Consider the following 14,763-nt stretch of genomic DNA (forward strand, 5'->3'; position numbering starts at 1 on the left):
CTGATGTACTCTGCATGGTTATTGATTCGTTACCACTTGTTGAGCCGATCCATGAAACAGCACTTCGCCATTGATACGAAAATTATTGATCAATGTTTGCCCTTCTGCTGAAACCAGCCACTGCGCCAATGCCCGGGCACCTTCGGTATTAAGACCTTCATAGCGCGCAGGATTCACCAGAATCACCTGATAAGGATTAAATAAGCGTTCCTCACCCGCAACCATCATTTTGAGTTGCAGACGATGCTGATAAGCCAACCAGGTACCACGGTCAGTCAAGGTATACCCCTGAAGTTCATCAGCGACCTGGAGCACTTTACCCATTCCCTGGCCAATCTCTTTATAACCGTCAAATCCCGCCGCAACACCCGCTGACTCCCATAACGCTAATTCTTTTTTGTGAGTACCCGAATCATCACCGCGGGAAATAAACACAGACTGGCTTTCAGCAATGGCACGCAATGCACTGACAGCATCAGAGCCGCCTTGTATACCAGCAGGGTCATTGCTTGGGCCGACCACAACAAAGTCGTTATACATAACGCTTTGTGCCTCGATACCGTGCCCCTGTTCAATAAACGTTCTTTCTGCTGCCGGAGCGTGCGTCATCAGTAAATCCACATCACCATCGCGACCCATACGCAACGCTTTGCCTGTGCCGACAGAGAGAACATGAATTTTAGCGCCATATTTTTGCTCGAATACTGGCAGTAATTCATCAAGCAAACCGGAGTTATAAGTGCTGGTAGTGGTTGCCAGTCGAATAATATTTTCTGCAGCACTAACCGTTAGTGACAGACAAAATAGCAAAGTAATTGAAGACAAACATGAGATCCATTTTTTCATCGTTTTGTGCCCATAAATAATATTAGTGTCGCTATAGCCTCAAAAGCAATTAAAGTGCCAACCTCATAGTAGTTAAAATCCGGTGTAAACAATCACTTCAACTTGTTGATTTTATTATTTTTTAATAAAAAGAGATCTTGACTCCTGCTCTCTGTAAACACTGACCAAGACAATAGTTCTAGCTACAAAACAAATACACATGGGTCATAATGACCAACCTTAAGGTCTATCGGGTCAATTTGACCCTTATGCATAGGCGTTTGATCAACCGCTTACCCGTAAGGGTCACGCAGAGAGACTTAAATGAATCCGGATTCAGATAAATCCAGCGCAAAGCCTAAAGCCGTTTCAGTCTTAGTCGTTGATGACGAGCCAGGGATGTGCAGTTTTCTGAATAAAGCACTCAAGAAGAAATTTGCGTTAGTAGAGACGGCCGGAAGTGTCGAAGAAGCAGAAGAGTTACGCAAACGCTGCCATTTTGACCTCCTTATTGTCGATATCAATTTACCCGGCCGCTCCGGTATGGAATGGCACGAAGCGCTGCAGCAAGCACAACACAATAGCGACATTATTTTCATGACGGCCTTTGCTGACCTTGAAATTGTCATCAAAGCGTTACGGGCTGGTGCCAGCGACTTTATCCTCAAGCCTTTTCGGCTGGAGCAGATGATGAATGCGGTTGAACGCTGCCTTCAACGCCGCGCGATGGCCAGAGCCAACTTCGTCTTACAACGAGAGATCGAAAAAGCATTTCCGATTACCGATATGATGGGAAACAGCCTATCAATCCGCCAGGTACAGGAAGTCATTCATCGTGTCGCTCCGACACCTTCTGCCGTCATGATCGAAGGTGAATCGGGTACCGGCAAAGAACTCGCTGCGCGTATGCTGCACCAGTTCAGTAATCGCAGTGGCGCTTTTGTTCCTATTAACTGCGGCGCAATCTCACCTGATTTATTAGAAGCAGAACTGTTCGGACACACGAAGGGCTCGTTCACCGGAGCGGTAAAAGCACGTGATGGCTTATTCAGTTTTGCCAACGGCGGCACGCTGTTTCTCGATGAAGTGGGTGAAATGCCGGTTTTGATGCAGGCTAAACTACTACGTGCCTTAGAACAAAAAGCGGTGCGCCCCGTTGGCAGTGAGCAGGAGATCAGTATTGATGTGCGTATTATTGCGGCAACTAATCGTCATTTAAAGGAAGAGGTCGCAGCGGGACGCTTCCGTGAAGACCTTTATTATCGTCTCAACGTACTAAGTATCACCTTACCTCCGCTGAGAGATCGTCGCGAAGATATTCCCGAGCTGATTCATCATTTTTCTAATACGCTGTCACGAGAACTCGGATTGGCAGCCATTCCTTTCAGTCATGACGACCTCAGAGAGATGCAACATTATCATTGGCCTGGCAATATCCGAGAGCTGAAAAACCTGATTGAGCGTTGCATTTTATTAGGAAAACTACCCGCTGAATATTTCCGCGAGCAAAACGCAGACGACGCTAAATCTATAGGTAACTTTGCTGGCTGGTCGATGGAAGCCGTCGAAAAACATCATATCCTGCAAACACTCGCGCAACATGACGGCAATAAGTCTTCTGCTGCCCGGACCCTTGGCGTTTCAAGAAAAACACTGGATCGGAAGCTGACCAGTTGGGCAGCAGCAGAGCACTCGCTTGCTCATGCTGAAGTCGAAGTCGAAGTTGAAGTTAAAGTTGAAGTTAAAGCTGAAGTTGAAGTTGAAGTTGAAGCTGAGCCAGTCACATGATCACTGCCTTGTGGCATAAAATTAATAGTTCACTGCGCAACAAGCTTTTGTTGTTGACCTTAGGTCCACTGGTCCTCACTGCCATAGGTTTTGCGATGCTCTCAGCCTATTGGACCAGTAGCTACACTGACCGGCAGCTGTATATGAAAGTTCGTGCTGATTTGTCAGTGGCTCAGGGGACGCTGGACATCATGCAACAAGCGCAGCTCAACACACTCACCCAGTTGGCAAGTAGCTTTGAGTTTCGTACCAACCTACAGCTTGGTAACCAACGCGACATTCAGGTGCAGCTCATGCAAACACGCCAAGGGCGGCAACTGGATTTTTTTCGTTTTCTACCTACAATGCTGATTGCTGATATCAAAGATCCTGCACTAGCCCCGTTACTGCCTCGCCTATACCAGGGAGAGTCTTTAACAGGCCTGACCGTACTCGATAAGAAAATGCTCGACCTCATCAATGCAGACCTCGTACAGCAGGCGCAAATAACACTCACGAAAACGCCCAAAGCCATCCCGAGTAATCGCCTGATTGAAGAAAGCGCGATGCTGATCAGAACCTTATTACCGGTTAACGATGAGTTAGGTAAACTGATCGGGATTCTGGATGCCGGCAGAATCCTTAACAACACCACTGAGGCAGTCGATACCATTCGGGATTTGGTCTATGGGCCGGGTACGCTTCCCGAAGGCGGAATCGGTACGGTCACCTTATTTCTGGATGATGTGCGCATCAGTACCAACGTCCCCCAGAACCCGGGCATCAGCGATAACAAGCAGATCTCTTTGCAGGAGCGCGCTATTGGTACCCGTGTATCTGCTGAAGTCCATCAGCATGTGATGACGCAAGGACTCACTTGGATCGATCGGGCATTTGTGGTCAATGACTGGTATATCTCGGCTTACAAACCACTGCTTGACTTGAATAATCAACGTATTGGTATGATCTATACCGGTTTTAATGAAGCGCCGTTCAATACCATTTATTATAAAACGCTGTTCGAATCAGGCAGTCTGATTGGCCTGATTATGCTGGTCTCTGGGTTTATCATACTACGCCATACGCGCTTATTACTGCGGCCTTTAGCGCGCATTCACTCGGTCGTCACCGCGGTACGCGATGATGGCTCGATTCATCAGCGCATCGGTAAGTTAAATACCTCTGATGAACTGGTTGATCTTGCGCAGCAATTTGATGCCATGCTGGATCTGCTGGAAAACCGTGAACAAGTAATTTTACAAGCCCACGACCAGTTGGAAGTCACTGTAGAAAAACGCACCCGCTCACTGCGCAACAGAACCGAAGCACTAAAACAACATATTCGCTTACTCAAAACCACCCGTAAAAAGCTTTTAGCCAATGAAAAGCTGGCTGTCTTAGGCGAACTAACAGCAGGTATTGCACATGAAATAAATAACCCCGTTGCTGTCATACTCGGCAATATCGATTTGCTGGTGGCCGAACTGGGTGATGCGGTTGAACCCGCTCAAGAAGAAGTCGACATGGTGATCCGGCAGGTATACCGCATCCGTTCACTGATCAATAACTTATTACAATACAGCCGCCCTGATCATTACGTCGACAACTATGAAAGCTACCCGATTAATCAGGTTATAGATGACACTCTGCTTTTAGTTTCTCACGCACTCGACAAACAGCAGGTAAGTATAGAGAAATATTACACTGCCAACTGCCCGGTACAAGTCAATTATCAGCAGGTACAACAAGTGTTAGTTAACCTGATCATTAACGCTTCTCATGCGCTGACTGAGCCCGGAAAAATCCAGATACACACAACGGACTGGATTGATAAAGAGAATAAACACGATGAATCAAAAGGCGGATTAAAAGGTGATGTAAAAGGTATCGTCATACAGATAAAAGACAAAGGACAGGGTATAAAAAAGGAAGACTTACAGCATATTTTTGATCCGTTCTTTACAACCAAAAAGGGGGGTACCGGCCTCGGACTCTCGGTCAGTTACGGCATTATTCGTCGCCATGGTGGAGACATCAGAGTATCCTCCATCCCAGGCGAAGGTACTGTGTTTTCAGTGTACCTGCTCCGACAAGCTAACCTATCTGAAGACAGTGAGTTAGAAGCAATACTCGACGGCTTAACCTCGGCTCAGCGTATCAATCGTCGCAGCATACCCCACTCACAAGCCAATGCCGCTCAGCCCAGCTAAACACTCAGGCGCTATCACCTCTAGTCATTTGTTATTCGCCATCTGCATTCCACAATAATCGCCCGCTACGATTGAGGTTATACCCTTGCAGTCGATTTGCCAGCATCATTCCTTCAGGGCCCCGCAGAAACTCAAACAACTGCTGCAACAAACGCCGAAAATAAACGCCTCTGGGTACCACCAGATCAAAGCTTTCCTCGCATACCGGAATAAACCCTAAACCAAACTCTTTTGCAGCACTGAGCGTACCCGGACCGATATCAGCCTCACCTGTCGCGATCATGGAGACCATCTCTCGTTCAGAGTAAGCCGTATGACTTACTGTCAAACGCTCAAAGGGACAGGAATACGACATGAGCCATTCTTTAAGGAAACGCTGCGAACCGGCTCCCTGCTGACGAATGACCCAGCGAGTACTCTGATGCATCGCTACGTCAGGATCTTCAAAACGTGACTGATCCTGCGCACGCACAATCAAACCCTGACTACGGCAAAAAAGATGCACAAGAATCCAGTTTTTGGACGGGTTGTATTGCTGTATTAATGCAGGATGACGCACTTCACTTTCTTCAGCTCTTCCCCAATGGATGACACATGCATCCGCATGACCTTGTGCTAACAGCTCCAGCCCCATGGTTGTTCCTGATACAGTATAACTAAATAACGCCTGCGCCCTGAGCTGCTGAGTAAGGCGAATAGCCACCGCTTGCAGTAGCGGGTCATCACTGCCGGCCAATATAAGACGGTCTGTCAGTAAACCACCGTGGCAACTATCCAACAACCAACGATCCACCAGTACTTTTGGAAACAACCATTTGCCGGTCAGTTTAGTTGCAGGGATTTTACCTTCTGCCGCCATCACATAGATTTTTTTCTCATTCAGATGGAGATATTCTGTCAGCTGACGCACGTTTAAAAAGGCAGGAGGCAATTCACTCACGAGACAACATCCGCAACGTCAGTTTTACGTGACGGCAGCGCATCCAGTATCAGCGAATCTTTACCACTAAATAATAAAAAGTGCTTTCCTTTAGCACGGGCTAACATGGTGATACCCAGCTCTATGGCCAATGCTAATCCCATCTGTGTTACACCCGAACGGGATAACAACACCGGAATTCCCATCTGAGCTACTTTAATCACCATCTCAGATGTTAAACGCCCCGTAGTGTAGAAAATTTTATTCTCTTCACTGATGCCATCCAGCCACATCCTTCCTGCCAACGTATCTACAGCGTTGTGCCGTCCAACATCTTCGACAAAGGCAACCACCTCGTCACCTTCACAAATAGCACAACCATGCACAGCACCCGCATTTTTGTAGGTTTCATTGTGCAAATTAAGGTTATTTAGCAACGCATAAACAGTGCTTTGTTTAATGTTTGCTTTGGGCAAAGACACTTCCGCCAATTTATCCATCAAACTGCCAAACATAGTGCCCTGCCCACAGCCGCTGGTTACCGTACGCTGCTGTAACTTCTCCTCCAGCCCCGGCGGTTCCCCCTCTGTGACGACCACCGCCGCCTCAACATCCCAGTCCACCTGGACAGCGAGCACTTCTTCCAGCGCAAGAATAAACCCCTGATTACGTAAATAGCCGAGCACTAATGCTTCAGGGTCTCCGCCCAATGTCATCAGGGTGACTATTTCACGCTTATTAAGATAAATCGTCAGCGGGCGTTCACACGCTACCTCAATATCACGAAGCTCTCCCTTTTCATCAAACGCTTGCACTGATTCCGTTAAATGAGTCGCCGCTTTACTCAGTACCAACGCCGTATTTTTCTCTTGATGGGGACTCTTAATATTCAATATAGAGGAACTTGTCATGAGAATGCTCGCTAATTTTTTATTCACTGATACTGACCAAGCAATTTCTGTTCCTTCCTAACAAAAGCCAGCAGATTTACCACAAGTACCAGAATATCCGGATCAAATCAGACGGGATTGGATGACTTCGCACTAATACAATAGGCCAAAATGTCCCACATGCTGTTCTGACTGTCCCTTTTTTGCCAATATTACCCAGGCTAAATAGGACGCGGCTTCAAAACCATTCCCCTGACGCCCCCCAATATCTCCCTGATGCCTTTTAAAACAACACCCATTCAGTTCTATGGCTTTCTAAAGACAGTAATGGCCCGCCCTTTGCTAAGGCTTTAGATAGGTTTATTTTCACTGAGAACGGGAATCGAATGATGACAGCTGTCAAAAGCACTGATCGTTGGCCCATGCAAGTTGCGCTACAGCATGAATCAATACTGACGCGCGGCTGGGAAACCGAGCGCTGGAGCATTAAGGAATTAATGCCTGACGAAGCCAAGCGCGAAGGGTATGTCAATGTTGAACTGGAGCTTCACAAAGATGAACGCAGCGCCTATCGCTTCAATTTAAACTCGGCCTTCCCGCATCTTTTCGTACTGTGTAACGAAGACGAAACCAACAACACATTAACAGCAATACATATTACTGCCAGCCAGGACAAAGCCGCCTCTTTTATGGATGGAGAACACACAATACTGGAAACACCGATGCCTGCTGCTGTGCAGTGCTGGATAGATAGCTACCTTGGAATTCACGGAGAACTGATAGACGAAGGTAAGAAAAAGAAGAAAAAAGGTAAGGGGCGCAGCAGTGAGCGATAAATCATTTATTTCTCGCTGGTCTCGTCTGAAATCTGAGCGGGCCGCTGAGGCACAAACACCCGAAGATTCAACCAGCAAAACGGATAGCCGCGTATCAACAGCAGACAACATCACTTCTGATCCATCTCCCTCTGACCTGTCTGTTTCTAACCTATCTGCCTATGACCCATCTACCTCTGACCTGTCTGTTTCTAACCTATCTGCCTATGACCCATCTACCTCTGACACAACTGCTTCCGGGGCATTTTCTTCGAATCTCGCTGAGCCCTCGACAGCTTTCCCGGAGGTACTGTCCGACGAGCAACCTTGTGAGCCTCACAGCATCAACGAGGACATCAAGGACAACGACCAGAGCCACCAACACAACCAAGCACACGAACAAGAGTTAGCCCCCCTACTCACCGATGAAGATATGCCTCCCATCGAGAGTCTGGGCGAAAAATCAGACTTCAGTCAGTTTTTATCTTCCGGCGTCAGCGATGAACTTCGCAACTTAGCCTTGCGCAAACTGTTTAATATGCCGCAATTCAATGTCAGGGATGGACTCAATGACTATGACGATGATTTGAGCAAAATCCCTGTGTTGGCCCAAGAAGTAGCCGCCAAAATGCGTGGCTGGCTGCATGAAAAGCAAGAACAACTGACATCAGAACTAAACGAAGAACTAAACGAAGAGCTAACACAAAAACCCTCCATAGATTCAACTGACGCATCCGATGCAACTGAACAGCTACAGAGTGATACACAAACAGATACCAGCCAGGAAAACGCCGGCAAACCGGACAATAATCAAAAAGCAAACCGACTCGCTGAGATCAAAAACCAAGACTTTACTGAGATCGATGACGACCTGGGTGACGCTGACTTACAAGGCTAGCGCGCCGAATTGATACACAGGCCATGGGACAGGCAGACAATATGTCCCGCTCTTAAGCAATTCGAAACAAAGCGCCCTGATCTATACCCACTTCAAGTCGCTTTTTTCAGATTTTTCTGGTTTCGCTTTTGCTTTATATATAACAGTGACAACAACCTGTCCGGGTGAGAACAGGTTGTACCGCTAACAACATGAATAATAAACAGCTGTCGATACCAAAGACAGACTGTCCGTAATCACTAAAGGTTGCACATGTTGTGAGTGGTCAGGTGAGGTATTAAATGACAAACGAGCAATCCCTGAACAATCTGGCACGACAAGCGGCACAAGCTAAGATCACGCCGCCGCACAATTTGGCACCTGCCACGGTGAGCTTTAGCACCCAGGGGCATCTGCTGATTACCGGCTCTGAAGATATGATTCGTCTGGCTGCCGGGCAGCTCAAAGAAATGGCCAGCATCACCCTACTTTGCACCGAAGCTATTCGTAATACCGACAGCGCTCATATTGAACAAGCACTGCAAGCGGCAGCTGAACTTCCGGTTTATCAGACAAAAATAGAGGCTATCAAGGGCTTTTTAGGGCAGTTTCAAGTCACCGTTCAACACGAAGAGCAATCGATCGAGTTGGCAAAACTCACTCAGAAGCGCGCCTCATTTGATTTAATTCTGAACCTGGGTGAAAACTCACTGTTTAGCACAGAACTGGCACCTGCCGGTTATTTCCACCTGGCACCTGACGCCGACAATTTTAGTGATGTCATAAGCCAGCTTCCCGACTACATCGGTGAATTTGAAAAACCGCGATACTTGCAGGTAAATAACGATATCTGCGCGCATTCCAACCGTGGCCAGACCGGCTGCACCCGATGTCTGGATGTATGCCCTGCCGATGCCATTAGCTCAATTAAAGATCTGATCAATATCGACCCGTACCTTTGTCATGGTGCAGGCGGCTGTACTACGGCCTGCCCAACCGGTGCCATCAGCTACACGCTACCTAAGCCAGTTCGTCTTCTGGACTACATGCAGAAACTACTGCATGCCTATAAAGAAGCCGATGGTACTCAACCTGCTCTGTTATTTCATGACCACGAACAAGGGCAACAGCTGCTTACTCAACTGTTACCCCAAATGCCAGGCAACCTGATTCCCATTGAGCTGGAAGAGATTTCCGCCGCTGGACAGGAAATATGGCTGGCAGCGCTGGCAGCAGGTGCTACTCAAATACTGCTATTGGATACACCGGCTGTCCCTGAATCCATGCGTACATTGCTCAAACGCGAAGTTAAACTCACGCAAAGAATGCTGAGCGGATTGGGCTATAACGAATCCCAACTGCAATTCATTGGAGCTGAGGAATTAGCGGCAGCCTTACCGGCGCAGCTAAACAGCCTCTTTACAGTCATCCCTGATCCTGTAACGTCAGTAGCAGAAAATAAACGTGACGTGCTGTTTGTTGCATTAGACCATCTCATTAAACATGCACCACAATCCTTACCTGAACACCTCACCCTGCCGGCGGGCTCTCCTTTTGGTCAAGTGAGCATCAATGCCTCAAGCTGCACATTATGCTTGTCCTGTGTGGCGGTTTGCCCGACGCAAGCCCTGACCAGTGGAGGAGAAAAGCCGGCGCTTAATTTTACCGAGCAGAACTGCGTGCAGTGCAACCTGTGCGAACGAGCCTGCCCGGAAAACGCCATTCAACTCGAATCGCGCCTACTGCTATCAGACACGCGTAAACAACCCATCGAGATTCATGCAGACGTGGCCTTCGAATGCATCACCTGCAGCAAGCCTTTTGCACCGCGCCGCACTGTCGAGAAAATGCTCGACAAGCTCAGCGAGCACCGCATGTTTCAGGGAGAGGCGCTTAATCGTTTAAAAATGTGCGAAGACTGCCGGGTGAAAGATATTTTTGTCGACCTGACTCAGAATCCTGAAAAACAACTTGAACTGTAAGAACGAGGAGTCATACACAATGAACATGATCAACACGACTCCTGCTCTGCAGGAAACCGACCAGTTAAGAGCCGATATCTACGCATTACTGGCGACATTACTACGCCGCACACCGGAAAAAGATCTATTAGAGTGGCTGGCCAGCCTCGAACCCGATCAGGACGAGGATACGCCCATGGCAAGAGCCTGGAGCACGCTGGCACTGGCCGCCAAACACAGCAAGCCACGACAATTAGATGATGAATACCACCACCTCTTCATTGGGGTCGGCCGGGGTGAGTTGATGCCTTTCGCCTGTTGGTATCTGACAGGCTCCCTGATGGAAAAACCCTTGGTTCTGTTACGCGAGGATTTAAACCGACTCGGGTTTGAGCGCCAAACCAATGTTAAAGAACCCGAAGATCACATCGCCGCACTGTGCGAAGTGATGAGCCTGTTAATTACCAAGGGCCACGGCTATGCCACACAACATCAATTTTGGCAGCAGCACTTACAGAGCTGGGCGAATCGATTTTATATCGACTTACAAGGTGCAGATAATGCCGTTTTTTACACCGCGGCAGGCCTATTGGGACACGCTTTTATGCAACAGGAAGATAACTGGTTTATGCAGCTGACACCAACGGCACGCGAAGGCGCACAAGAATAAAAACAGATTGCTTAACAACTAAGCGACTTACAGAACGATTATAAGAACGATTAAAAGAGCGGAGATAAATTATGAGCCAACAAGAAAAGCCTGATACAGGGCGCCGCGGGTTTCTGAAAACACTGGGGCTGGCAGGAACAGCAGTTGGCGCTGCTAGCGTTGTCGGCAGCGTTAAAGCGCAAGTTACAGCAGAAGAACCAGAAGCAAAAAAACAAAGTGCTGGTTACCAGGAAACTGAACATGTTCGTAGTTATTACGAAACATTACGTAACTAACACCCGTACAGGTGAGGATCTGAGAACATGAGACTAACAAAAAAATCTGATCAGTCCGCCGCTACGTCTTCGACGTCGGGACTGGGCCTTAGCCGCCGGCGCTTCTTGCAAAATTCCGGTATTGCTGCCGGTGGTGTAGCAACGGCAGGCATGATGGCACCTGGCATGATGCAACCAGCAGAGGCCGCCACCGCACCCACAGGTGCAGCGATTGAGATCAAACGTACGATCTGTTCACACTGCTCGGTTGGTTGCGGCGTTTACGCCGAAGTCCAGAACGGTATCTGGACTGGCCAGGAGCCTGCTTTTGATCATCCTTTCAATTTAGGTGCTCACTGCGCTAAAGGGGCTGCACTGCGTGAACACGGCCATGGTGATCGTCGTTTAAAATACCCAATGAAGCTGGTTGATGGCCAATGGAAAAAGATCTCCTGGGAACAGGCAATTGACGAAGTCGGCGATAAAATGCTGCAAGTTCGTGAAGAATCCGGCCCGGATTCTGTTTACTGGTTAGGTTCCGCTAAGTTCAGCAATGAACAAGCCTACCTTTTCCGTAAATATGCTTCGCTTTGGGGAACCAATAACGTCGACCACCAGGCCCGAATTTGTCACTCTACGACAGTAGCAGGTGTAGCAAACACCTGGGGCTATGGAGCAATGACTAACTCGTTCAATGATATCCATTTCTCCAAGTCTATTATCCTGATCGGCGCCAACCCTGCTGAAGCGCACCCGGTTTCCATGCAGCATATTCTGCGTGCAAAAGAGCGTAACAAAGCACATATCATCTGCGTTGATCCTCGCTTCACCCGTACCGCTGCTCACGCCAATGAGTATATCCGCATTCGACCGGGCTCTGATGTCGCATTTGTCTGGGGAATGTTATGGCATATCTTTGAAAACGGCTGGGAAGACAAACAGTTCATCCAGCAACGCGTTTATGGCATGAATGAAGTACGCGAAGAAGTCAGTAAGTGGACACCTGACGAAGTTGAGAATGTAACAGGCGTAACCGGCGAGCAGATGCGACGCGCGGCTAAAGAACTGGCTGAAAACCGTCCTGGTACGGTTATCTGGTGTATGGGTGGAACCCAGCACACCACCGGTAACAACAACACTCGTGCATACTGCATCCTGATGCTGGCACTGGGCAATATGGGAAAATCCGGCGGCGGAACGAACATCTTTCGAGGTCACGACAACGTACAAGGCGCGACTGACCTGGGGGTATTGTCACACACCTTGCCTGGCTACTACGGTTTATCCGACGGCGCCTGGGCACATTGGGCTAAGGTCTGGAATGTAGATCTGGAGTGGATTCAAAACCGTTTTGATCAAAACATCTACCGCAAACTAAAACCCATCAACGACCAGGGTATTCCGGTGTCTCGCTGGATTGATGGTGTACTTGAAAATAAAGAGAATATCGACCAGAAAGACAATCTGCGTGTCATGGTCTGTTGGGGTCACGCTGTTAACTCCCAGACGCGTGGCGTTGAGATGAAAAAAGCGATCGAAAAACTCGATACGCTGGTCATAGTTGACCCCTATCCAACCCATGCGGCCGTTATGTCCGACCGCAAAGATGGTGTTTATCTGTTGCCTGCCTGTACCCAGTTTGAGACTTACGGTTCTGTCACGGCTTCAAACCGCTCGCTACAATGGCGTGACCAAGTCATTGAGCCACTTTTTGACTCAAAGCCTGATCACGAGATCATGAACCTATTTGCGAAAAAACTCGGTTTTGCTGAACAGCTTTTCAAAAATATCGAAATCAAAAACGACCAGCCGGTCATTGAAGATATTACCCGCGAGTTCAATAAAGGGATGTGGACGATTGGTTACACCGGCCAAAGTCCTGAGCGTATGAAGTTGCACCAGAAAAACTGGCACACCTTCAACTACGATACGTTAATAGGCGAAGGCGGTCCGATATCAGGCGAATACTACGGCATGCCCTGGCCATGTTGGGGAACAGCGGAACAAGGCCATCCTGGCACGCCAATCTTATACGATACCAGCAAGTCCGTTGCTGACGGTGGTTTAACCTTCCGCGCCCGCTTTGGTGTGGAACGTGAAGGCGTCAACCTACTGGCTGAGAATTCTTTCTCCAAAAATTCAGATATCAAAGATGGCTACCCTGAATTCAGCGGTAAGTTACTGAAAAAACTCGGCTGGTGGGACGATCTAACCGCTGATGAAAAAGCTCAGGCTGAAGGTAAAAACTGGAAAACTGACCTCTCAGGCGGTATCCAGCGTGTCGCCATCAAACATGGCTGCTCACCTTTTGGTAATGCCAAAGCCCGTGCTGTCGTCTGGACCTTCCCGGATAAAGTACCGCTGCATCGTGAGCCCTTGTACACCGCTCGCCGAGACTTGGTCAGCAAATATCCTACATGGGATGACGCTGAATCCATCTATCGTTTACCAACCCTGTACAAATCAATTCAGGATAAAGATGTCTCTAAAGAGTACCCGATTGTCCTGACTTCTGGCCGCTTAGTTGAGTACGAAGGAGGCGGAGAAGAGACCCGCTCTAATCCTTGGCTGGCAGAGCTTCAACAAGAGATGTTTGTAGAAGTAAACCCGGTAGATGCCAACAACATCGGCTTCAAGGATGGCGACGATGTGTGGGTGGAAGGTGCCGAAGGCGGTAAGGTGCGCGTTAAAGCATTGGTTACCCGCCGTGTTGATACAGGCGTTGTATTTATGCCGTTCCATTTCGGAGGCCGCTTCCAGGGTAAAGATCTCACCGATAAATACCCTCAAGGCGCCGCACCTTATGTCACTGGCGAAGCAGCAAATACAGCCACCACATATGGTTATGACCCAGTCACTCAGATGCAGGAAACGAAAGTTACCTTGTGTCGTATCAACAAAGCTACCGCATAAGGGGTAACAGATTATGGCTAGAATGAAATTCCTCTGTGACTCCAAGCGCTGTATCGAGTGCAATGGCTGTGTCACCGCATGTAAAAACGAAAACGAAGTCGAATGGGGTATTCAGCGTCGCCGCGTTGTTACCATCAATGATGGCGAGCCAGGTGAAACCTCCATCTCGGTGGCCTGTATGCATTGCTCAGATGCGCCTTGTATGGCCGTCTGCCCTACTGATGTTTTCTATCAAACCGAAGATGGCATCGTGCTACACAACAAAGACGGCTGTATCGGCTGTGGTTATTGCTTGTTTGCCTGCCCGTTTGGCGCACCGCAGTTCCCCAGCGATGCTGCTTTTGGTGAGCGTGGAAAAATGGACAAGTGTACCTTCTGTGCGGGTGGTCCTGAAGAAGACAACAGCCCGGAAGAGAAAGCAAAATACGGCTCCAACCGTATTGCCGAAGGTAAGCTGCCCATGTGTGCTGAAATGTGCTCCACCAAAGCGCTGTTAGCGGGTGATGCAGCGGAAGTGTCTGACATCTTCCGTGAGCGCGTCATCTACCGTGGTCACAATGATGGCGCCTGGGCACAAGCACCGACGATGCAGAAGACAGGAGCCGACCTGGCTTACGATGCAACCCAGTCTAAAGCCTAAGCCTTAACGCTTAAGGCTTAAT

At 48.5% G+C, this 14,763-nt stretch carries 12 protein-coding genes; 9 read left to right on the plus strand and 3 right to left on the minus strand.

The window, feature by feature from the left end:
• Window positions 1–18 precede the first annotated feature (18 nt).
• Complete coding sequence (locus ABY436_RS00625) at window positions 19–846, minus strand: substrate-binding domain-containing protein (RefSeq protein ID WP_372737092.1); 828 nt, start codon at window positions 844–846, stop codon at window positions 19–21.
• 303 nt (window positions 847–1,149) lie between these two features.
• On the opposite strand from ABY436_RS00625, the gene ABY436_RS00630 reads away from it, so the two are divergent.
• Together ABY436_RS00630 and ABY436_RS00635 are read left to right on the plus strand one after the other, a co-directional pair.
• Entirely contained in the window at window positions 1,150–2,613 is a 1,464-nt protein-coding gene (locus ABY436_RS00630; protein WP_372737093.1) for a sigma-54-dependent transcriptional regulator, read from the plus strand.
• The gene (locus ABY436_RS00635) at window positions 2,610–4,802 is read left to right on the plus strand and encodes a cache domain-containing protein (protein WP_372737094.1); all 2,193 of its coding nucleotides are present in this window, start codon (window positions 2,610–2,612) and stop codon (window positions 4,800–4,802) included. Before ABY436_RS00630 ends, ABY436_RS00635 begins: the two co-directional genes overlap by 4 nt.
• A 31-nt stretch (window positions 4,803–4,833) precedes the next feature.
• Here ABY436_RS00635 and ABY436_RS00640 read toward each other — a convergent pair whose 3' ends face one another.
• Both ABY436_RS00640 and ABY436_RS00645 read right to left on the minus strand, forming a co-directional pair.
• Window positions 4,834–5,742 (minus strand): substrate-binding domain-containing protein, encoded by a 909-nt coding sequence (locus ABY436_RS00640; RefSeq protein WP_372737095.1) that lies wholly within the window; start codon window positions 5,740–5,742, stop codon window positions 4,834–4,836.
• On the minus strand, window positions 5,739–6,614 hold the full coding sequence (locus tag ABY436_RS00645) for a formate dehydrogenase accessory sulfurtransferase FdhD (protein ID WP_372737096.1): 876 nt from the start codon (window positions 6,612–6,614) through the stop codon (window positions 5,739–5,741). The genes ABY436_RS00640 and ABY436_RS00645 overlap by 4 nt, the downstream gene beginning before the upstream one ends.
• Window positions 6,615–6,997: 383 nt before the next feature.
• Here ABY436_RS00645 and ABY436_RS00650 point away from each other — a divergent pair, with 383 nt between their 5' ends.
• The 7 genes from ABY436_RS00650 to fdh3B all read left to right on the plus strand — a co-directional run bounded on the left by ABY436_RS00650 (window position 6,998) and on the right by fdh3B (window position 14,741).
• Window positions 6,998–7,447, plus strand: coding sequence for a DUF3305 domain-containing protein (locus ABY436_RS00650; RefSeq protein WP_372737097.1), 450 nt, complete (start codon window positions 6,998–7,000; stop codon window positions 7,445–7,447).
• A complete protein-coding gene (locus ABY436_RS00655) occupies window positions 7,437–8,324 on the plus strand; it encodes a DUF3306 domain-containing protein (RefSeq protein ID WP_372737098.1) in 888 nt (295 codons plus the stop codon). Before ABY436_RS00650 ends, ABY436_RS00655 begins: the two co-directional genes overlap by 11 nt.
• Before the next feature lie 281 nt (window positions 8,325–8,605).
• Window positions 8,606–10,285: a 4Fe-4S binding protein gene (locus ABY436_RS00660; RefSeq protein WP_372737099.1), complete on the plus strand. Its 1,680-nt coding sequence runs from the start codon at window positions 8,606–8,608 to the stop codon at window positions 10,283–10,285.
• Window positions 10,286–10,304: 19 nt separating this feature from the next.
• Window positions 10,305–10,934, plus strand: coding sequence for a molecular chaperone (locus ABY436_RS00665; RefSeq protein WP_090727737.1), 630 nt, complete (start codon window positions 10,305–10,307; stop codon window positions 10,932–10,934).
• A 71-nt stretch (window positions 10,935–11,005) separates the two neighbouring features.
• Window positions 11,006–11,209, plus strand: a complete 204-nt coding sequence (locus ABY436_RS00670; protein ID WP_090727738.1) for a twin-arginine translocation signal domain-containing protein — start codon at window positions 11,006–11,008, stop codon at window positions 11,207–11,209.
• Window positions 11,210–11,236: 27 nt separating this feature from the next.
• Window positions 11,237–14,101, plus strand: a complete 2,865-nt coding sequence (locus ABY436_RS00675; protein ID WP_372737100.1) for a molybdopterin-dependent oxidoreductase — start codon at window positions 11,237–11,239, stop codon at window positions 14,099–14,101.
• A gap of 13 nt (window positions 14,102–14,114) precedes the next feature.
• Window positions 14,115–14,741, plus strand: coding sequence for a formate dehydrogenase FDH3 subunit beta (gene fdh3B / locus ABY436_RS00680; RefSeq protein WP_372737101.1), 627 nt, complete (start codon window positions 14,115–14,117; stop codon window positions 14,739–14,741).
• Window positions 14,742–14,763: the final 22 nt, after the last annotated feature.

It is taken from the genome of Neptunomonas sp. (assembly GCF_041601355.1).
In the GTDB taxonomy this organism is placed as follows: Bacteria; Pseudomonadota; Gammaproteobacteria; order Pseudomonadales; family Balneatricaceae; genus Neptunomonas.

Bases quoted from the DNA above. Each gene is read 5' to 3' on its own strand.
- ABY436_RS00625 (WP_372737092.1), bottom strand. From the start codon at position 846: ATGAAAAAATGGATCTCATGTTTGTCTTCAATTACTTTGCTATTTTGT.
- ABY436_RS00630 (WP_372737093.1), top strand. From the start codon at position 1,150: ATGAATCCGGATTCAGATAAATCCAGCGCAAAGCCTAAAGCCGTTTCA.
- ABY436_RS00635 (WP_372737094.1), top strand. From the start codon at position 2,610: ATGATCACTGCCTTGTGGCATAAAATTAATAGTTCACTGCGCAACAAG.
- ABY436_RS00650 (WP_372737097.1), top strand. From the start codon at position 6,998: ATGATGACAGCTGTCAAAAGCACTGATCGTTGGCCCATGCAAGTTGCG.
- ABY436_RS00660 (WP_372737099.1), top strand. From the start codon at position 8,606: ATGACAAACGAGCAATCCCTGAACAATCTGGCACGACAAGCGGCACAA.
- ABY436_RS00665 (WP_090727737.1), top strand. From the start codon at position 10,305: ATGAACATGATCAACACGACTCCTGCTCTGCAGGAAACCGACCAGTTA.
- ABY436_RS00670 (WP_090727738.1), top strand. From the start codon at position 11,006: ATGAGCCAACAAGAAAAGCCTGATACAGGGCGCCGCGGGTTTCTGAAA.
- ABY436_RS00675 (WP_372737100.1), top strand. From the start codon at position 11,237: ATGAGACTAACAAAAAAATCTGATCAGTCCGCCGCTACGTCTTCGACG.
- fdh3B (WP_372737101.1), top strand. From the start codon at position 14,115: ATGGCTAGAATGAAATTCCTCTGTGACTCCAAGCGCTGTATCGAGTGC.